A 20,084-nucleotide genomic window follows, 5' to 3' on the forward strand; every position below is an offset into this window, starting at 1 on the left:
CTGCAAGTTTGACTTGCAGTCAGTACCTTTAATGATGACTGACTGAGAGAGAAGCCTATGTTTGGTGGAAAAGGCGGCCTGGGTAACCTGATGAAGCAGGCCCAGCAGATGCAAGAAAAAATGCAGAAGATGCAGGAAGAGATCGCTCAGCTGGAAGTGACCGGCGAATCCGGCGCGGGTCTGGTGAAAGTGACCATTAACGGCGCGCACAACTGCCGCCGCGTGGAGATCGACCCAAGCCTGCTGGAAGATGACAAAGAGATGCTGGAAGATCTGGTGGCTGCCGCGTTCAACGACGCTGCGCGCCGTATCGAAGAGACCCAGAAAGAGAAGATGGCTTCCGTCTCTGCCGGTATGCAGCTGCCGCCAGGCTTCAAGATGCCGTTCTGATGCAAACCAGCCCGCTGTTAACTCAGCTTATGGAAGCACTGCGCTGTCTGCCGGGCGTCGGCCCGAAGTCGGCGCAGCGCATGGCGTTTACCCTGCTGCAGCGCGATCGCAGCGGCGGGATGCGTCTGGCGCAGGCGCTGACGCGCGCGATGTCGGAGATCGGCCACTGTGCCGATTGCCGCACCTTCACCGAGCAGGAGGTGTGCAATATCTGCAGCAACCCGCGTCGCCAGGAAAACGGCCAGATCTGCGTGGTGGAGAGTCCGGCGGACATCTACGCCATTGAGCAGACCGGGCAGTATTCCGGCCGCTACTTCGTGCTGATGGGGCACCTGTCGCCGCTCGACGGCATCGGGCCTGATGACATCGGGCTCGATCGCCTGGAGCAACGGCTGGAGGCGGAGTCGATCACCGAGGTGATCCTTGCCACCAACCCGACCGTTGAGGGCGAGGCGACAGCCAACTATATCGCGGAGCTGTGCGCGCAGTATGGCGTCGACGCCAGCCGAATCGCCCACGGCGTGCCGGTGGGCGGAGAGCTGGAGATGGTCGACGGCACCACGCTGTCCCACTCGCTGGCCGGTCGCCACAAGATTACTTTCTGAACAAATGGAGGCGGCTATCGCCGCCTCCGCTTGAAAAATTTCCCCGCTGTCCCCATCTCCCACTCAACGGTTTTTTACCCATTTAAAATGGCATTGTTGAGGTTGAATCAGATGAAAGGACAAGAAACTCGTGGTTTTCAGTCAGAAGTAAAACAGCTTCTGCACCTGATGATCCATTCCCTCTATTCCAACAAAGAAATCTTTCTGCGTGAGCTGATTTCCAACGCCTCTGATGCGGCCGATAAGCTGCGTTTCCGCGCGCTGTCGCAGCCGGATTTGTATGAGGGAGACGGCGAGCTGCGCGTGCGGGTTTCGTTTGATAAAGACAACCGTACCCTGACCATTGCCGATAACGGTATCGGTATGAACCGGGAAGAGGTTATCGACCATCTCGGCACCATCGCCAAATCCGGCACCAAAGCGTTCCTCGAATCGATGGGTTCCGACCAGGCAAAAGATAGCCAGCTGATTGGCCAGTTCGGTGTCGGCTTCTATTCGGCCTTCATCGTGGCGGATAAAGTGACCGTCCGTACCCGTGCGGCAGGCGATAAACCTGAGAACGGCGTGTTCTGGGAATCCGCCGGCGAAGGGGAATATACCGTGGCCGACATCACCAAAGCCGATCGCGGGACCGAAATCACCCTGCATCTGCGCGAAGGTGAGGACGATTTCCTCAACGACTGGCGCGTGCGCTCCATCATCAGCAAGTATTCCGACCATATCGCGCTGCCGGTTGAGATTGAGAAACGGGAAGAGAAAGACGGTGAAACCGTTATCAGTTGGGAAAAAATCAACAAGGCGCAGGCCCTGTGGACTCGCAGCAAGTCTGAAGTTAACGACGACGAATACAAAGAATTCTACAAGCACATTGCCCATGACTACAGCGACCCGCTGACCTGGAGCCACAACCGCGTGGAAGGTAAGCAGGAGTACACCAGCCTGCTGTATATCCCGTCGCAGGCGCCGTGGGATATGTGGAACCGCGATCATAAACACGGCCTGAAGCTGTACGTCCAGCGTGTGTTCATCATGGACGACGCCGAGCAGTTTATGCCGAACTACCTGCGCTTCGTACGCGGCCTGATAGACTCCAACGATCTGCCGCTGAACGTCTCCCGTGAAATTCTGCAGGACAGCAGCGTGACCCGCAACCTGCGCACCGCGCTGACCAAACGCGCGCTGCAGATGCTGGATAAGCTGGCGAAAGACGACGCCGAAAAATATCAGACCTTCTGGAAACAGTTCGGCCTGGTGCTGAAAGAGGGGCCGGCGGAAGATCCGAGCAACCAGGAGGCGATCGCCAAACTGCTGCGCTTCGCGACCACCCATACTGACTCCTCCGCGCAGACCGTGTCGCTGGAAGAGTACGTCTCGCGCATGAAAGAAGGTCAGGAGAAGATCTACTACATCACTGCCGACAGCTATGCGGCGGCGAAGAGCAGCCCGCACCTCGAGCTGCTGCGTAAGAAAGGGATCGAAGTGCTGCTGCTCTCCGATCGCATCGACGAGTGGATGATGAGCTACCTGACCGAGTTCGACGGTAAAGCGTTCCAGTCTGTCGCTAAAGCCGACGAGTCGCTGGACAAGCTGGCGGATGAAGTGGACGAGTCCACCAAAGAAGCCGAAAAAGCGCTGGAGCCGTTCGTTGAGCGTGTGAAAAACCTGCTTGGCGACCGGGTCAAAGAGGTGCGTCTGACCCATCGTCTGACCGATACCCCGGCGATTGTCACCACCGATGCCGACGAGATGAGCACCCAGATGGCGAAGCTTTTCGCGGCTGCGGGCCAGGCGGCGCCGGAAGTGAAATACATCTTCGAACTGAACCCGGCGCATCAGCTGGTGAAACGCGCAGCCGATACCCAGGATGACGCGCAGTTCGGCGAATGGGTGGAACTGCTGCTGGATCAGGCGCTGCTGGCCGAGCGCGGCACGCTGGAAGATCCGAACCAGTTTATCCGCCGTATGAACCAGCTGCTGGCTTCCTGACGCGAACCTGAACGAGCAGCCCGGCCGAGCGACGCGACGCCGGGATAAATGCCCCGTCTGAGCGATTTGCTCAGACGGGGCATTTCACATTGGATTGCATAAAATATCTCACCATTAACCGTTTCAGCCGCACCGCCTTCCTTGAGCCATCGCCGTTCTGGTGGTATGGTTTAGCGTTTTTGAAAAATTGAATCGACTTTTGAGGGGATTTTCGTAATGCGTATTATTCTGCTTGGCGCTCCGGGCGCGGGTAAAGGAACTCAGGCTCAGTTCATCATGGAGAAATACGGTATTCCGCAAATCTCCACCGGCGATATGCTGCGCGCTGCGGTAAAATCCGGCTCTGAGCTCGGTAAGCAGGCGAAAGACATCATGGACGCCGGCAAGCTGGTGACCGATGAGCTGGTTATCGCGCTGGTTAAAGAGCGTATCGCCCAGGAAGATTGCCGTAACGGCTTCCTGCTGGACGGTTTCCCGCGCACTATTCCGCAGGCTGACGCCATGAAAGAAGCGGGCATTACCGTTGATTACGTGCTGGAATTCGACGTGCCGGACGAACTGATTGTCGACCGTATCGTTGGCCGTCGCGTTCACGCGGCATCCGGTCGCGTATACCACATCAAATTCAATCCGCCGAAGGTGGAAGGCAAAGACGACGTGACCGGCGAAGAGCTGACCACCCGTAAAGACGACCAGGAAGAGACCGTGCGTAAGCGTCTGGTGGAATATCATCAGATGACGGCGCCGCTGATCGGCTACTACACCAAAGAAGCGCAGGCGGGCAACACCAAATACGCCAAAGTCGACGGCACCAAAGCGGTGGCTGACGTGCGCGCCGAACTGGAAAAAATCCTCGGCTGATAAAGCCTTTTCTCATCCTGCTGCGGCAGGATGAGAACTCCTCTCATTCCTACCTTTTGCTATGATTGGTTCCGTTTAGCGCCATTTCAGCTACAATTGGCTGCGATTCAAATGGTTAAGAGGCGGTAATGCATCAGACGAAAACAGGTATCTTGCTGGCCAATTTAGGCACTCCCGATGCGCCCACCCCCGGTGCGGTGAAGCGTTATCTGCGACAATTCCTCAGCGACAAACGGGTGGTGGATACGTCTCGTCTGCTATGGTGGCCGCTGCTGCGCGGCGTCATACTGCCGATTCGCTCTCCCCGCGTGGCTAAACTCTATCAGTCCGTCTGGATGGAAGAGGGGTCGCCGCTGATGGTATACAGCCGTCGCCAGCAGCAGGCGCTGGCCGCCAGACTGCCGGATACCCCGGTGGCGCTGGGCATGAGCTATGGAACGCCGTCGCTGGCCAGCGCGGTGGATGATTTACTGGCGCAAGGGGTGGGGCACATCGTGGTGCTGCCGCTGTATCCGCAATATTCTTGCTCGACGGTGGCTGCCGTCTGGGATGAGCTGGCGCGGATCCTCGCGAAAAAACGCGCCATTCCCGGTATCTCGTTTATTCGCGATTACGCCGGGCACCCGGACTATATCCATGCTCTGGCGGCCAGCGTGCGCGCCTCGTTTGCCGTTCATGGGGAACCGGATCTGCTGCTGCTTTCCTATCATGGGATCCCGCAGCGCTATGCCAACCAGGGAGATGATTATCCTCAGCGCTGTCGTGATACCACGCGGGAACTGGTCTCCGCGCTGGGGCTGCCACCGGAGCGGGTGATGATGACCTTCCAGTCGCGCTTTGGCCGGGAACCCTGGCTGACGCCGTACACCGATGAGACGCTGAAGATGCTCGGCGAGAAAGGGACGAAGCATATTCAGGTGCTGTGCCCGGGCTTTGCCGCCGACTGTCTCGAAACGCTGGAAGAGATCGCCGTCCAGAACCGGGAAATCTTCCTCGAAGCGGGTGGCAAGCAATATGAATACATTCCGGCGCTTAACGCGGACGCCGCGCATATTGAGATGATGGTCAACCTGACCGCGCCTTATCGCTGATCGCGCGCAGGGCGGGGAATATGCTACTATTTCCCGCTTGTTCCCTGTTATTTAAGCGCCACTATGAAATTTCCCGGTAAACGCAAATCCAAACACTATTTTCCCGTTAACGCCCGCGACCCGCTGCTGCAGCAAATTCAGCCGGAGAATGAATCCAGCGTCTCCTGGGTGGTGGGTATCGACCAGACGCTGGTGGATATCGAAGCGAAAGTGGATGAGGCGTTTATCGTGCGCTACGGCCTGAGCGCGGGCCACTCTCTGGTGATTGAAGATGATGTCGCCGAGGCGCTGTACCAGGAGCTGGTGCGCAATAATCTTATTACTCATCAGTTTGCCGGCGGCACGATCGGCAATACCATGCACAACTACTCGGTGCTGGCGGACGATCGCTCGGTGCTGCTTGGCGTCATGTGCAGTAATATCGAAATCGGCGGCTATGCCTATCGCTACCTGTGCAATACCTCCAGCCGTACCGATCTGAACTATCTGCAGGGCGTTGACGGCGCCATTGGCCGCTGCTTCACCCTGATCAGCGATAGCGGCGAGCGCACCTTTGCCATTAGCCCGGGTCATATGAACAAGCTGCGCCCGGAAAGCATTCCGGAAGCGGTGATCGCTGGCGCCTCGGCGCTGGTGCTGACCTCCTACCTGGTACGCTGCAAGCCGGGCGAGCCGATGCCGGACGCGACGATGAAAGCCATCGAGTATGCCAAAAAGCATGATGTGCCGGTGGTGTTAACTCTTGGTACCAAATACGTGATTGCCGATAACCCGGCGTGGTGGCAGCAGTTCCTGCAGGATCATGTCTCGATTCTGGCGATGAATGAAGAGGAAGGGGAAGCGCTGACCGGTTTTGCCGATCCGCTGTCGGCGGCGGACAAAGCGCTGGACTGGGTCGACCTGGTGCTGTGCACCGCCGGACCGGCGGGGCTATATATGGCGGGCTTCACCGAAGAAGAGGCGAAGCGTAAAACCCAGCATCCGCTGCTGCCGGGGGCGATCCCGGAATTTAACCAGTTTGAATTCAGTCGCGCGATGCGTCACCAGGACTGCGTCAATCCGCTGCGTATTTATTCGCACATCGCGCCGTATATGGGCGGCCCGGAGAAGATCATGAACACCAACGGCGCAGGCGACGGCGCGCTGGCGGCGCTGCTGCATGACATCACCGCCAATAACTACCATCGCAATAACGTACCCAACTCCAGCAAACACAAATGCAAATGGCTGACCTACTCCTCGCTGGCGCAGGTGTGTAAATATGCCAACCGCGTGAGCTATCAGGTGCTGAACCAGCACTCGCCGCGTTTAACCCGCGGCCTGCCGGAACGTGAGGACAGCCTGGAAGAGGCGTACTGGGATCGATAAGCGAGTCCCTCTCTCGACGGGAGAGGGCTGTACATCAGCCAGTGACCACTTCACCGGCGGGTGGCGTTTCCAGAAGCTGCAGCATGGCGCGGGCAATTTCCCGCTCGCCCATCACTACCTGATTGGCCCCTCGGTCGATAATGTAATCCACTTCATCATCGTAATGGGCGCGGGCGATAATCTCGATATTCGGACATTTTTCCCGTGCGGAGGCGACAATCTCGCCGGCCTCGTAGCCGTTGGGAATGGTCAGCAGCAGCCAGCGAGCGCAGTCGAGATGCGCCAGCTCCATGATCTCTTCATTGGCGGCATTGCCCAGCACCGCGCTGATCCCGCGCTCGCGTAGCTCATCCACGCGGGTACGCGAGGTTTCAACTACCACCAGCGGGATCCCCTGGGCCATCAGCTTCTCGCCCAGCAGGCTGCCGACGCGGCCGAAGCCGACCAGCAGCGCGTGGTTGCAAATATCGACCGGCACCTGCTTCTCGTCTTCCAGCACCTCTTCCAGGGTCTGCTCGTCGAGGGTTTCGGTTTTATCGAGATATTTTTCCAGCAGGGTAAACAGCACCGGGTTGAGCATAATCGAGATGATCGCCCCGGCCAGCACCAGGTTTTGCCCGGCCTGCGGCAGCAGGTTAAGCGCCATCCCCAGGCCGGCGAGAATAAAGGCAAATTCACCAATCTGCGCCAGGCTGGCGGCAATCGTCAGTGCGGTACGCGGCGAGTGGCCAAACATACGCACGAGGAAAAAGGCGGCTGCGGATTTACCAAAGATAATGATCGCCAGCGTCGCCAGCACCGCCAGCGGCTGCTGGACCAGCACCATTGGGTCAAACAGCATGCCGACGGAGACAAAGAACAGCACCGCGAAGGCGTCGCGCAGCGGCAGGGTGTCATGGGCGGCGCGGTGGCTCAGCTCGGATTCATTAAGCACCATGCCGGCAAAGAAGGCGCCGAGGGCGAAGGAGACATCAAACAGCTCCACGGCGCCGAAGGCGATGCCCAGCGCCAGGGCCAGCACCGACAGGGTGAACAGCTCGCGCGAGCCGGTGGCCGCGCTGCGCGACATGATCCACGGCACCAGCCGACGGCCGACCAGCATCATGATGGCGATAAAGGCCACCACTTTGCCAATGGTGATCCCGAGGTCGAGGGCGAGGGAAGCGAAGCCGACGTTGCCTTTCTCCGCCATACCGGCCACTGCCGGCAGCAGGACCAGCGTCAGGACCATCACCAGGTCTTCCACAATCAGCCAGCCGATGGCGATCTGCCCGCGCTGACTGTCAATCAGCTGTCGTTCCTCCAGGGCGCGCAGCAGCACCACGGTACTGGCGGTGGAGAGACACAGGCCAAAGACGATGCCGGTCATCAGCGACCAGCCAAGGGCGGCGGAGAGCGCCATACCCAACAGCGTCGCCACAGCTATCTGGGCGATGGCCCCGGGAATGGCGATCGACTTTACCGCCATCAGATCCTTGAGGGAAAAATGCAGCCCGACGCCGAACATCAGCAGGATCACGCCGAGTTCCGCCAGTTCCGGAGCCAGTTTGGTGTCAGCAACAAAGCCAGGGGTGAAAGGTCCGGCCAGCACGCCCGCTAAGAGATATCCCACCAGAGGAGAAATACGTAGCTTATTGGCAATCATGCCGAGAATAAAGGCGAGCACGAGGCCGCCGACAATGGTGGTGATTAGCGGTGTTGCGTGGTGCATTCCGTCTCCTTTCCAGTGGTGAATCGGTCCATTTTGCTACCCTGTCCGCGTAATAGTTTATGACAAAAACGTTCACTTTGTTTATGAATAATTCTTGAATTGTGCAAAAAAATGCAATTAGGGGATGAAAAGGCACAGAAGGGAAAATCGAGGGAGGAATGCGCGCATCAGGCCGATGGCGCAAGGGGTAACGGCGGCCAGCGTTACACTTTGGCCGCCGGATAATCAGGCTTTTTGCCGGTTATCAGGAAGAAATATCGTCAGGAATCCCAGCAGCGGCAGGAAGGCGCAGATTTTATACACCAGGTCGATACTGGTATGGTCCGCCAGCAGGCCCAGCACCGCGGCGCCAAGGCCGCCCATGCCAAAGGCGAAGCCGAAAAACAGACCAGAAACCATACCGATACGTCCCGGCAGCAGCTCTTGGGCATAGACCAGGATAGCGGAGAAGGCCGAGGCGAGGATAAAACCAATGATCACCGTTAAAATCCCGGTCCATTCAAGGCTGGCATAGGGTAAAACAAGGGTGAAGGGCGCCACGCCGAGGATAGAGCCCCAAATAACATATTTTCGCCCAATCTTATCGCCAACGGGCCCGCCAATCACCGTCCCGGCGGCCACCGCGAACAGGAAGGCAAACAGATGCAGCTGGGCATTTTGCACCGATAAGCCGAATTTATGCATCAGATAAAACGTGTAATAGCTGCTGATGCTCGCCATATAGAAATATTTCGAGAAAATCAGCATCAGCAGAATACCTACCGCCAGAATCACCTTATTGCGCGGCAGCGGATTGACGATCGCCGGCTTCGGTTTGCCCTTATTCATCCGGTGCTGTGCGGCGTACCAGCGGCTGATTTGCGACAGCACGACGATAGCCAGCAGGGCGGCCAGTACGAACCAGGCGACGTTGCCTTTACCATACGGGGCGATGATCACCGCCGCCAGCAGCGGACCAAGCGAACTGCCGAAGTTGCCGCCGACCTGGAACAGCGACTGGGCCAGGCCGTGACGGCCGCCGGAGGCCATCCGCGCTACGCGGGACGATTCCGGATGGAAAACCGAGGAGCCGGTACCCACCAGCGCGGCGGCCAGCAGCACCATACCGAAGCTACCGGCCAGCGCCAGGAGGATCAAACCGCAGAGGGTAAAGCACATGCCCACCGGCAGCGACCACGGCATCGATCGTTTATCGGTAATATAGCCAATCACCGGCTGGAACAGCGATGAGGTGAGCTGGAAGGTGAGAGTGATCATCCCGATCTGCACAAAGGTAAGGGAGAACTCGGCCTGCAGCAGCGGGTAGATCGCGAGAATGAGCGACTGGATCATATCGTTAAGCAAATGGGACAGGCTGATCGCGCCTAAGATGCCAAACGAGGTGCGCGCTTTTTGCGGCGGCGCAGCGGGGCCGGACACGGGTTGAGCGGTCTGATTGATTGCCATAGGTTCACGTCACTTTTTTATATAGCTTTCGTTATTTGTACGCCATGCGACTGCCCTGATTTTCCCGGCTACTGCATGGGAATTATGACGAACGGGCTAACGCACTGCCATACAACGCGAAGGCGTATAGAGGATGCAGGTGGAATTATTATCCAACTAACATACCTGCTGATAAGGTTTGAAGGAAGTCGCAATTCTGAAAACATATTTGTCAATGCGGCTAACTCGCTATACTTTCGGCACTTGGGATTAAGTCAGGGAGTGAAGCATGCATTGTTTAAAACACAGCGTGGCGCTGGCGTTATTCGCCGCGTTATCGCTGGGCAGCCTGTCCGCGCAGGCCTATGAGCAGGATAAAACCTATAAAATTACCATCCTGCACACCAACGATCACCACGGCCATTTCTGGCGCAATGACTACGGCGAATATGGCCTGGCGGCGCAGAAAACGCTGGTGGACGGTATTCGTAAAGAGGTGGCGGCTGAAGGCGGTAGCGTTCTGCTGCTGTCCGGCGGGGATATCAATACCGGGGTGCCGGAGTCTGATTTACAGGATGCAGAGCCCGATTTTCGCGGCATGAACCTGATCGGCTACGACGCGATGGCGGTGGGGAACCACGAGTTTGATAATCCGCTGAGCGTGCTGCGCCAGCAGGAAAAGTGGGCGAAGTTCCCCTTCCTGTCGGCCAATATTTATCAGAAAAGCACCGGCGAACGGCTGTTCAAACCCTGGGCGCTGTTTAAGCGCGGCGGGTTAAAAATCGCGGTGATTGGCTTAACCACTGACGATACGGCCAAGATTGGCAATCCAGAATATTTCACCGATATCGAATTCCGCAAACCGGCGGAAGAGGCGAAGCTGGTGATCCAGGAGCTGCAGCAGAATGAAAAGCCGGACGTGATCCTGGCCACCACCCATATGGGCCACTATGACAACGGCAACCACGGCTCTAACGCGCCGGGGGATGTCGAGATGGCGCGGAGTTTACCCGCAGGCTCGCTGGCGATGATCGTCGGCGGTCACTCGCAGGATCCGGTGTGCATGGCGTCGGAAAATAAAAAGCAGGTCGACTATGTGCCAGGGACGCCGTGCGCCCCGGATCGTCAGAACGGCATCTGGATCGTCCAGGCGCATGAGTGGGGCAAATACGTCGGCCGCGCCGATTTTGAGTTCCGCAACGGCGAGATGAAGCTGGTGCACTATCAGCTGATCCCGGTCAACCTGAAGAAAAAAGTGACTTACGATAACGGCCAAAGCGAGCGGGTGCTGTATACGCCGCAGATCGCGGAGAACCCGCAGATGATGTCGCTGCTGACGCCGTTCCAGAACAAAGGTAAGGCGCAACTGCAGGTCAAGATCGGCAGCGTGAATGGTCATCTGGAGGGCGATCGCAGTAAAGTGCGTTTCGTGCAGACCAATATGGGCCACCTGCTGCTGGCGGCGCAGATGGCGCGCAGTAATGCGGATTTTGCGGTGATGAGCGGCGGCGGGATCCGCGACTCCATCGAGGCGGGCGATATCACCTACAAGGATGTGATGAAGGTCCAGCCGTTCGGCAATGTGCTGACCTATGTCGATATGAGCGGCAAGGAGGTGGTGGATTACCTGACCGCCGTCGCGCAGATGAAGCCGGATTCCGGCGCCTATCCGCAGTTTGCCAACGTCAGCTTTGTGGCCAAAGACGGCAAGTTGAACGATCTGAAAATCAAAGGCGAACCGGTGGATCCGTCGAAGACCTATCGGATGGCGACGCTGAGCTTTAACGCCACCGGCGGCGATGGTTACCCGAACATCGCCGATAAACCCGGGTATGTGAATACCGGCTTTATCGATGCCGAAGTGCTGAAAGAGTATATCGAGAAGAACTCGCCGCTGGATGCCGCCGCCTATGAGCCGAAAGGCGAGGTGAGCTGGCAGTAAGCCTGGGCTTCGGGTTAGCTATTTCCACGGTGGCGCTACGCTTACCGTGGCTATGAGTTGGGGAGCCCGGATAAGGCGCGTGCGCCGCTATCCGGGATAGTGTTATCAATCGCGGCGGGCGATATCGGCGAACTTCGCATCCAGAAGCTGCGCCAGATCGCTGGCCGCCAGCTCAATATCCAGCCCGCGTTTGCCGCCGGAAATATAGATAGTGGCAAATTCCTGCGCCGGGGCGTCAATCACCGTCGGCAGGCGCTTCTTCTGCCCCAGCGGACTGATACCGCCCACCAGATAGCCGGTGATACGCTGCGCCACCATCGGGTCGGCCATGTCGACTTTCTTGGCGCCCAGCGCTTTCGCCACTTTCTTCAAATCCAGTTGCCCGGCGACCGGGGTGACGGCGACCGCCAGATGCTTCATATCGCCATTAACGGCGACCAGCAGGGTCTTGTAAACCTGATCGGCATTGAGGCCGAGCTTGCGCACCACTTCATCACCGAAGTTGGTCTCATTGGGATCGTGATCGTAACTGTGGATCTGAAAGGGAATTTTGTTTTTTTCGAGTAATTTAACGGCGGGAGTCATAGCTATCCTTCTTACCAACCGGTTTTGCGTGACGTCAGAATACGCCCGCAGGTTGTCTAAAAAATAGTACCATCTTGCGCAATAGTGTTGGCAGTGATGGTCACTTTGAGCGACAATCAGACGATCCGGGATACAAATCCCGGGATAATAATAATGATGAAATTCCTCTTTGACGGGCCAATAGCAATATTGGCCATTTTTTTATGTCAGCATATCCGGCAGATTCCCTTCGCCATACAGATGCAGCGCGCCGACGGCGACCACGTAGCGCCCCGGCGGCAAGGCCAGCAGCGTCTCGCGCCAGGCGAGATTGCGCTGATGCATCAGCACATCATATAAAGACTGGCTGAAGGTCGTCGGCAGCGATACCGCACCGCGCGACGGCGGTTGCTCCAGCCACCAGCCGATCATGACCTGCAGTAAACGGGCGTTGGTGCGCCAGTGGGTCAGCGTATCTTCCAGCAGCGCCATTCCGCCATCGGGCAGGTCGCGCAGCAGCGCGATCTGGCTGTCGGCGCCTTCCAGCTCCATCACCGCTATGTTGCTCTCGCGGGCGGCCATCAGCAACTGATAATCGATACCGTAATCCGGCCGCAGCCCCAGCTTCTGCGCCTGGGTGGCCTGCAGAACCATCGCCACCTGCCACAGCGGCTGGCTGTCGAACAGCTCGACCGACAGGCCCAGCTCGCCGGCTCGCGCTTGTAGCTCGCTCAGCTGCGCGTCGCTCAGGCGCTCCGCCAGCGGCGGATAAGCGGGGAGATTGCTAAACGGGGTTTCATTGCCGCTGATATCGGCCTCGACGATTAACGCATCGGCCTGGCGTATTTTTTTCAGCAGTTTCGCTGGCGGCGGCGCCATGTCGCGGGTGCCCATATGGATGCTGCCGACGAGGTGCAGATAGCGTTCGCCGGGCAGGACGATATCCATCGCAGGCCAGGAATAAGACGAGCCGACGGCGGCTCGCCACAGCATTTTTATCCGGTTTAACAGGCCCATACGCGCTCCGAAGTGTGAGGCGTTCATGCTAGCGCATATGGTGATACACGTCACCCTTCCGGCGGGCTTTTCTTGTCCCGGAAAAAAAGCGGGCGCCGATCCTGTCAGCGTCCGCTTTCCTGCAACAGCGTTTACTCTTTTGGTTTAAAGCGCAACAGGCGGTTAGCGTTACTCACCACGGTGATCGACGACAGCGCCATCGCCGCGCCGGCGACCACCGGATTGAGCAGCGTGCCGGTCAGCGGCCAGAGGATCCCGGCGGCAATCGGGATGCCCAGCGAGTTGTAGACGAAGGCCCCCAGCAGGTTCTGCTTCATATTGCGTAAGGTCGCCTTCGAAATCGCCAGCGCATCGGCCACGCCGTGAAGACTATGGCGCATCAGGGTGATCGCCGCGGTTTCAATAGCGACATCGCTGCCGCCGCCCATGGCGATACCGACATCCGCCTGCGCCAGCGCCGGGGCATCGTTAATCCCATCGCCAACCATCGCCACTTTGTGCCCCTGGCTCTGCAGACGCTTAATGGCGTCGGCTTTACCGTCCGGCAGCACGCCGGCAATCACTTCATCAATGCCGGCTTCTTTGGCGATGGCATTCGCGGTAGTGGGGTTATCCCCGGTGAGCATCACCAGGCGGTAGCCCTGACGATGCAGACGCGCCAGGGCGTCGACGCTGTCTTCGCGCAGCGGGTCACGGATGGCGAACAGCGCGGCCGCCTGACCATCCACCGCCAGCAGCACCGGCGTAGCGCCGCGTGAGGCCTGCGCCATCATCTCGCTTTCTATATCGCTGGTGGCGATATGCTGCTCGTTGAGCAGCGCCTGGTTGCCGAGCAGCAGGCGATGACCTTCCGCCTCACCGCTGACGCCAAGGCCGCGCAGGGTGCGGAAGCCGCTCACTTCCGGCAACGGGCTGTCTCCGGCTTTATCGAGGATCGCTCGCGCCAGCGGATGGCTTGAGCCCTGCTCGAGCGCGGCGGCAAGACGCAGCGCGGTAATCTCATCAACGCCAGCGAAAGTTTTCACCGCCACCACCTGCGGCTTGCCTTCGGTCAGGGTGCCGGTTTTATCGAACACCAGGGTGTCGAGTTCACTGGCGCGCTGCAGAGCATCGGCGTCGCGCACCAGTACGCCGTATTCCGCCGCCCGGCCAACGCCGGAGATGATCGACATTGGCGTCGCCAGCCCTAAGGCGCACGGACAGGCGATAATCAGTACCGTGGTGGCGATCACCAGGGTATAGACGATCTGCGGCGCCGGGCCGAAGAAGTACCAGATCGCCGCGCTAATCAGCGCAATGGCGACCACCGCCGGGACAAACACCGCGGAGATTTTATCCGCCAGCTGGCCGATCTCCGGCTTGCTGCTCTGCGCCTGGCGCACCATGCGGATAATACGTGCCAGCGTGGTCTGGCTGCCGACGGCGCTGGCGGTGAACAGCACGCTGCCGTCCTGCACCACGGTGCCGGCGTGAATGGCATCGCCATCGCCTTTTTGCTGTGGTACCGGTTCGCCGGTGAGCATCGCTTCATCAAACCAGGCTTCGCCCTGGCTTATCACGCCGTCAACCGGAACGCGATCGCCAGTGGTCAGGCGCAGCGTCATGCCGGCCTGAACTTCAGCGAGCGGCAGATCCTTTTCTCCCTCAGGGGTCACCACGCGGGCTGAAGGCGGCGTCAGGTCGAGCAGTTTTTCCAGCGCTTTTGAGGAGCGCTGGCGGGCGCGGGCCTCCAGCATATGGCCGAGGTTAATCAGACCGATAATCATTGCGCTGGCTTCGTAATAGAGATGGCGGGCTTCCATCGGGAACCACTGTGGCCACAGGTTGACGCTCATCGAGTACAGCCAGGCGACGCCGGTACCGAGCGCCACCAGCGTATCCATGGTGGCGGTGCCGTTTTTCAGGCTTTTCCACGCGCTGCGGTAGAAGTGCCCACCGGCGAAGACCATCACCGCAAGTGTGACGAGGCCGATGACCAGCCACAGCGAACGGTTGTCGTCGCTGACCATCATGTTATCGCCGATCATGCCCCAGACCATCACCGGCACGCCGACCAGCAGGGCGACAATCGCCTGCCAGCGAAAACGTTTCATGGTGGCGATGGCGGTTTCCTGCTGACGTTCGCGGCGTTCCAGATCGTCCTCGATCGCCTCCGCGCCGTAGCCCGCTTTCTCCACCGCCTGCACTAATTCTGCGGCGGACGCACTGCCCATCACCAGCGCCGTGCGTTCCGCCAGGTTAACCCGCGCCTGTGAGACGCCCGGCACCGCGGCAAGCGCGTTCTGTACCCGGGAGACGCAGCTGGCGCAGCTCATGCCGTTGATCAGCAGCTGTTGACTGTCATCTTCGTCATGGGCTGCCGGAAGCTCAGGAGTGGCCGCTGTCAGTGCTTCCGACGGGATTGATGATTCTGCCAGCGGTTTAGCCTTTGGGTGGCTGAGCTCCGCGCCGTATCCGGCTTGTTTAACGGCTTCAATCAGCGCTTGTGCGCTGGCGCTGCCCGTCACATGGGCTTCAGTGAGGGTGACTTCCGCTTGCTCAACGTCAGGACGCTGTTCCAGACTCTCTTTCACGCGTTTGACGCAGTGGCCGCAGGAGAGGCCATCCAGCGTCAGGTCGATAGTGTTAGACATAAATAACTCCTGAATAATTTTCCGGTCAACGATTGACCAGAACCACTCTTTCATCGAGTATTAAGAAGGTTAAACCTTCCAGCAAGGGGAAGGTCAAGGAGAAAAAATGAATATCAGCGATGTGGCGAAAAAAACCGGCTTAACCAGCAAAGCGATTCGTTTTTACGAAGAAAAGGGGCTGGTGACGCCGCCGTTGCGCAGCGAAAACGGCTACCGCACCTACGGTCAGCAGCATCTCGATGAACTGACGCTGCTGCGCCAGGCGCGGCAGGTGGGGTTTAATCTGGAAGAGTGCCGCGAGCTGGTGGCGTTATTCAACGACCCGTCGCGGCACAGCGCCGATGTGAAAAAACGCACGCTGGAGAAAGTGGCGGATATCGAGAACCATATCCGCGAGCTGCAAAATATGCGCGCGCACCTGCTGGCGCTGGCCGAATCCTGTCCCGGCGACGACAGCGCGGAATGCCCGATTATCGATAATCTTTCCGGCTGCTGTCATCGCAAGGCGCAGGCTTAACGAACGACGGGTCTGATCCGTAGCGTAATCCCTTCCACGGCGACCACTTCGACTTGACTGCCTGGGGCGAGGTCCTCGTCAGCCATCACCGGCCATGAGCTGTCGCCCACGCGCACGTGGCCGCGGCCGTTTACCAGCGGGGCATCCAGCGTCAAACGGCGGCCTATCAGCTGCTGCCCGCGCTGGTTGAGTTGAGCATCTGCAGGACGCTGCAGTTTGACGCGCTTGCGCAGCCACTTCGACCACAGCCACGCCGCCAGCAGAGTGAGGACGGCAAACAGCGTGCCTTGCCATTCCCAGCTCAGCGGCAGGAGCCAGGTCAGGGCGCCGGTCACCACGCCGGCGACGCCGCTCCACAGCAGGTATCCGCTGCCGCCCAGCATCTCGGCCGCCAGCAGCAGCCCGCCGAGGCTTAGCCAGAACAGATGAGGGTGGGCGAGGATCATGTCGATCATGATTTTTTCCGATCGCCAGCGCCTTCTTTGATCAGCTCGCTGATCCCGGCGATCGATCCCATCAGGCTGCTGGCATCCAGCGGCATCAGCACCACTTTACTGTTGTTGGCGGCGCCAATCTGCTGCAGCGCATCGGTGTATTTCTGCGCCACGAAGTAGTTGATCGCCTGAATATCGCCTGAGGCGATCGCCGAGGAGACCATCTGGGTGGCGCGGGCTTCCGCTTCAGCGGAACGCTCGCGGGCCTCCGCCTGCAGGAAGGCGGACTGCCGCTCGCCCTCCGCCTTGAGGATCTGCGACTGCTTTTCCCCTTCCGCTTTCAGAATTTCCGCCTGACGCACCCCTTCGGCCTCAAGGATATAGGCGCGTTTGGTACGTTCGGCTTTCATCTGGGCATTCATCGAGGCGATAAGCTCCGCCGGTGGGCGAACGTCGCGAATTTCGACGCGGGTGATTTTCACCCCCCACGGGTTGGTGGCGTCGTCAACGATATGCAGCAGGCGGGTGTTAATGCTGTCGCGCTGGGAGAGCATTTCATCCAGCTCCATCGAGCCGAGCACGGTACGAATGTTGGTCATCGTCAGGTTGACGATCGCCTGCTCAAGATTGCTGACCTCGTAGGCGGCCTTTGGCGCGTCAACCACCTGAATAAAGCAAACGGCGTCGATGGTGACGTTGGCGTTATCTCTGGAGATAACCTCCTGTGAGGGGATGTCGAGCACCTGCTCCATCATGTTCACTTTGCGGCCGATGCGGTCCATAAACGGCACGACTAAGCTTAATCCCGGCTGCAGCGTCTGGGTAAAACGCCCGAAGCGCTCCACCGTCCACTGGTAGCCCTGCGGGACGATTTTCACCGCCGCGGCCACAATGACCAGCGCGACGAAAATAAGGATAGGAATAAAAATCAGCATCAAAAACCTCCTGTCTTGTTGCCTGGTGAAGCGCTACAAAGAAATAGCGCGTGTTTAAACTGAGTATATCTTTCTCCACCACCGGGAGAAAGGAAAGTGCGGTAAACTAGCGGTGTTTCAGAAAATAATCAGGAAGCCTCATGAAGGAAAATAACGCGCTTTTGCGTCTCGAGGGTGTGGGATTTAAGACCGACGACGCAGTTATTTTACACAATATCAATCTTGAGCTCAGACCCGGGGAATTAAAGTTGATTACCGGGCCTTCCGGCTGCGGGAAAAGCACCTTGCTGAAAATTATCGCCTCGCTGCTCAGTCCGACTTCCGGACGGCTGTTTTTCGACAATGCCGATGTCGCGACGCTGTCGCCGGAAAGGTATCGCCAGCAGGTCTCTTACTGTGCGCAGACGCCGGCGCTGTTCGGGGATTCGGTTTACGATAACCTGATTTTTCCGTGGCAGATCCGCAATAAACAACCGGATCCGCAGGCGCTGGTGGCCGACCTGCAGCGCTTTGGTCTTGGCGAAAATATGCTGGAAAAATCGATTAATGAACTGTCCGGCGGGGAAAAGCAGCGCGTCTCGCTGATCCGCAATTTACAATTTCTGCCGCGCGTGCTGCTGCTGGACGAAATTACCAGCGCGCTGGATGACAGTAATAAACAGAATGTGAATGACATTATTCATGGCTATGCGACGGAAAAGCAGGTCGCTGTTCTGTGGGTCACCCACGATCGCAACGAAATTTCGCATGCCGATGAAGTGATTACCTTGCAGCCTGCCGGCGGAAACATGCAGGAGGTACGGCATGAACGGGCATAACATTACGAACGAATCGCTGGCGCTGTCGATGGTGCTGGTGCTGATCGCTATTCTGGTGAGCTATCGGGAAAAGCTGGCGCTGGAAAAAGATATTCTCTGGAGCATCTGCCGGGCGATCGTGCAGCTGATTATCGTCGGCTATGTATTGAAATATATCTTTAACGTCAATCATGCGGTTCTGACGCTGTTGATGGTGCTGTTTATCTGCTTTAACGCGGCGTGGAATGCCAAAAAGCGCAGCAAGTATATCGATAAGGCTTTTGTCTCGTCATTTATCGCCATCACCACCGGCGCCGGGCTGACGCTGGCGGTGCTGGTGTTCTCTGGCTCGATAGCCTTCGTCCCGATGCAGGTGATCCCGATTGCCGGGATGGTGGCCGGGAACGCCATGGTAGCGGTGGGACTGTGCTACAACAATATGGGCCAGCGCTTTAGCAGCGAGCAGCAGCAGATTCAGGAGAAGCTGAGCCTCGGCGCGACGCCGAAAATGGCCTCGGCGCGGCTGATCCGCGACAGCATTCGCGCGTCATTGATACCCACCGTCGATTCAGCGAAAACGGTCGGCCTGGTGAGCTTGCCAGGGATGATGTCGGGGCTAATTTTTGCCGGTATTGACCCGGTAAAGGCGATTAAGTACCAGATCATGGTGACCTTTATGCTGCTGTCGACCGCCAGCCTGTCGACGATTATTGCCGGCTATCTGACCTACCGGAAGTTCTTCAACGCCCGCCATCAGCTGGTGGTGACCCAGCTGAAAAAGCGCCCGTGAACGATCCCGGGTTGCGGCGTTCACGCCTCACCCGGGCGACTAAGGCTACGTTCCGCATCGTTCGCGTAGCCCGGATAAGCGCAGCGCTATCCGGGGCTGGCAACGGATTAGTACAGCAGCGAATAGAGCTGACGGCGGTATTTGGCGGCCAGCGCATCGCCGGTACCGAGGGCGGCGAGGATCTCCTGCAGCATCTTGCGCGCCTGGCCGTCGCCAGCGCCTAAATCCTTCTGCAGATGGCTGAACAGCAGCGCCAGCGCTTCTTCGTTACGCCCGACCTGATGCAGCTGTAGCGCCAGCTGGGAGGCCAGCTGCGCGTCCTCCGGATTCTGTTCCACCTGCTGCTGCAGCTGCTGGATTTCCGGCGTGTCGGCGGCCTGTTTGAGCAGCTCAATCTGCGCCACCAGACCCTGATAGTGGGTATCCTGATCCTGCAGCGGAATAGTCTTCAGTACGTTTTCCGCTTCATCGGAACGGTGCAGAGCAATCAGCGTTTCCGCCAACAGCAGGCCAATCTGGCTGTCCTGATTCGACAGCTGCCAGGCTTCCTTCAGCAGCGGCAGGGCATCAGCGTATTTTTCTTCCTGCATCAGGGCCAGGGCCTGCTGCGCTTTCAGCTCCTCTTCGCGGGGCAGGACTTTATCCAGCAGGGCGCGGATCGCTTCTTCCGGCTGCGGGCCTTCAAAACCGTCCACTGGTTGGCCGTTCTGGAACAGATAAACCGTAGGGATGGCGCGCAGACCAAACTGTGAAGCGAGCATCTGCTCGGCGTCGCAATCGACCTTCGCCAGCGTAAACTGGCCGTTGTATTGAGCGGCCAGGCGCTCAAGAACCGGGGTCAGCTGTTCGCAGTGCTGGCTGCGGGCAGACCAGAAGTAAAACAGCACCGGGACGTTCATGGACTGCTGTAGCGTCTGCTGCAGGTTCGCTTCGCTAATGTTGACAATATTCTGTTCGGACATGGGCATTTCTCGTTAGTCGATTTCTGTTTTACATGGGGGCGGCATGCCGCGCTTCA

General features: G+C 58.5%; 18 protein-coding genes. 10 read left to right on the top strand and 8 right to left on the bottom strand.

The features are described 5' to 3' along the window. Positions 1–57 precede the first annotated feature (57 nt). The 6 genes from ABLU50_RS01205 to ABLU50_RS01230 all read left to right on the top strand — a co-directional run bounded on the left by ABLU50_RS01205 (position 58) and on the right by ABLU50_RS01230 (position 6,301). Positions 58–390 (top strand): YbaB/EbfC family nucleoid-associated protein, encoded by a 333-nt coding sequence (locus ABLU50_RS01205; protein WP_002892173.1) that lies wholly within the window; start codon positions 58–60, stop codon positions 388–390. Continuing rightward, the gene (gene recR, locus ABLU50_RS01210; protein WP_002892177.1) at positions 390–995 is read left to right on the top strand and encodes a recombination mediator RecR; all 606 of its coding nucleotides are present in this window, start codon (positions 390–392) and stop codon (positions 993–995) included. Before ABLU50_RS01205 ends, recR begins: the two co-directional genes overlap by 1 nt. 111 nt (positions 996–1,106) lie before the next feature. Continuing rightward, positions 1,107–2,981: a molecular chaperone HtpG gene (gene htpG / locus ABLU50_RS01215; RefSeq protein ID WP_004177228.1), complete on the top strand. Its 1,875-nt coding sequence runs from the start codon at positions 1,107–1,109 to the stop codon at positions 2,979–2,981. Between the two features lie 216 nt (positions 2,982–3,197). Next, complete coding sequence (gene adk, locus ABLU50_RS01220; protein ID WP_002892184.1) at positions 3,198–3,842, top strand: adenylate kinase; 645 nt, start codon at positions 3,198–3,200, stop codon at positions 3,840–3,842. A gap of 128 nt (positions 3,843–3,970) precedes the next feature. Next, entirely contained in the window at positions 3,971–4,933 is a 963-nt protein-coding gene (gene hemH / locus ABLU50_RS01225; RefSeq protein ID WP_017898889.1) for a ferrochelatase, read from the top strand. A gap of 63 nt (positions 4,934–4,996) precedes the next feature. Continuing rightward, positions 4,997–6,301 (top strand): inosine/guanosine kinase, encoded by a 1,305-nt coding sequence (locus ABLU50_RS01230; protein WP_032455647.1) that lies wholly within the window; start codon positions 4,997–4,999, stop codon positions 6,299–6,301. A 34-nt stretch (positions 6,302–6,335) separates the two neighbouring features. On the opposite strand, the gene ybaL is transcribed toward ABLU50_RS01230, so the two are convergent. Then, positions 6,336–8,012, bottom strand: a complete 1,677-nt coding sequence (ybaL, locus tag ABLU50_RS01235; RefSeq protein WP_004204732.1) for a YbaL family putative K(+) efflux transporter — start codon at positions 8,010–8,012, stop codon at positions 6,336–6,338. A gap of 225 nt (positions 8,013–8,237) precedes the next feature. Beyond that, complete coding sequence (locus ABLU50_RS01240; RefSeq protein WP_004204731.1) at positions 8,238–9,458, bottom strand: MFS transporter; 1,221 nt, start codon at positions 9,456–9,458, stop codon at positions 8,238–8,240. Positions 9,459–9,726: 268 nt separating this feature from the next. On the opposite strand from ABLU50_RS01240, the gene ushA reads away from it, so the two are divergent. Beyond that, complete coding sequence (gene ushA, locus ABLU50_RS01245) at positions 9,727–11,379, top strand: bifunctional UDP-sugar hydrolase/5'-nucleotidase UshA (RefSeq protein ID WP_004204729.1); 1,653 nt, start codon at positions 9,727–9,729, stop codon at positions 11,377–11,379. A gap of 105 nt (positions 11,380–11,484) precedes the next feature. Here the strand turns inward: ushA and ybaK are convergent, their stop codons facing one another. From ybaK to copA, 3 genes are all read right to left on the bottom strand, one after another. After that, positions 11,485–11,964: a Cys-tRNA(Pro)/Cys-tRNA(Cys) deacylase YbaK gene (gene ybaK / locus ABLU50_RS01250; RefSeq protein ID WP_004204728.1), complete on the bottom strand. Its 480-nt coding sequence runs from the start codon at positions 11,962–11,964 to the stop codon at positions 11,485–11,487. Between the two features lie 201 nt (positions 11,965–12,165). Next, positions 12,166–12,960, bottom strand: coding sequence for a TraB/GumN family protein (locus tag ABLU50_RS01255; RefSeq protein ID WP_023319864.1), 795 nt, complete (start codon positions 12,958–12,960; stop codon positions 12,166–12,168). A 131-nt stretch (positions 12,961–13,091) separates the two neighbouring features. Further along, positions 13,092–15,593: a copper-exporting P-type ATPase CopA gene (gene copA / locus ABLU50_RS01260; RefSeq protein ID WP_087771499.1), complete on the bottom strand. Its 2,502-nt coding sequence runs from the start codon at positions 15,591–15,593 to the stop codon at positions 13,092–13,094. A gap of 106 nt (positions 15,594–15,699) precedes the next feature. On the opposite strand from copA, the gene cueR reads away from it, so the two are divergent. Next, the gene (gene cueR / locus ABLU50_RS01265) at positions 15,700–16,110 is read left to right on the top strand and encodes a Cu(I)-responsive transcriptional regulator (protein ID WP_004204725.1); all 411 of its coding nucleotides are present in this window, start codon (positions 15,700–15,702) and stop codon (positions 16,108–16,110) included. Here the strand turns inward: cueR and ABLU50_RS01270 are convergent. Further along, positions 16,107–16,565: an NfeD family protein gene (locus tag ABLU50_RS01270; RefSeq protein WP_017898886.1), complete on the bottom strand. Its 459-nt coding sequence runs from the start codon at positions 16,563–16,565 to the stop codon at positions 16,107–16,109. The genes cueR and ABLU50_RS01270 overlap by 4 nt on opposite strands. Beyond that, positions 16,562–17,479 (bottom strand): SPFH domain-containing protein, encoded by a 918-nt coding sequence (locus ABLU50_RS01275; protein WP_004204723.1) that lies wholly within the window; start codon positions 17,477–17,479, stop codon positions 16,562–16,564. Before ABLU50_RS01275 ends, ABLU50_RS01270 begins: the two co-directional genes overlap by 4 nt. A gap of 140 nt (positions 17,480–17,619) precedes the next feature. Between ABLU50_RS01275 and fetA the strand changes: the two genes are divergently transcribed. Both fetA and fetB read left to right on the top strand, forming a co-directional pair. Beyond that, the gene (gene fetA, locus ABLU50_RS01280) at positions 17,620–18,297 is read left to right on the top strand and encodes an iron ABC transporter ATP-binding protein FetA (RefSeq protein ID WP_087832567.1); all 678 of its coding nucleotides are present in this window, start codon (positions 17,620–17,622) and stop codon (positions 18,295–18,297) included. Next, the gene (gene fetB / locus ABLU50_RS01285; protein WP_004204721.1) at positions 18,284–19,066 is read left to right on the top strand and encodes an iron export ABC transporter permease subunit FetB; all 783 of its coding nucleotides are present in this window, start codon (positions 18,284–18,286) and stop codon (positions 19,064–19,066) included. Before fetA ends, fetB begins: the two co-directional genes overlap by 14 nt. A 107-nt stretch (positions 19,067–19,173) precedes the next feature. Here the strand turns inward: fetB and ABLU50_RS01290 are convergent, their stop codons facing one another. Beyond that, the gene (locus ABLU50_RS01290; RefSeq protein WP_004204720.1) at positions 19,174–20,028 is read right to left on the bottom strand and encodes a co-chaperone YbbN; all 855 of its coding nucleotides are present in this window, start codon (positions 20,026–20,028) and stop codon (positions 19,174–19,176) included. Positions 20,029–20,084 lie beyond the last annotated feature (56 nt).

The sequence above is a fragment of the Klebsiella sp. GG_Kp173 genome (assembly GCF_040062415.1).
Taxonomy (GTDB): Bacteria; Pseudomonadota; Gammaproteobacteria; order Enterobacterales; family Enterobacteriaceae; genus Klebsiella; species Klebsiella quasipneumoniae.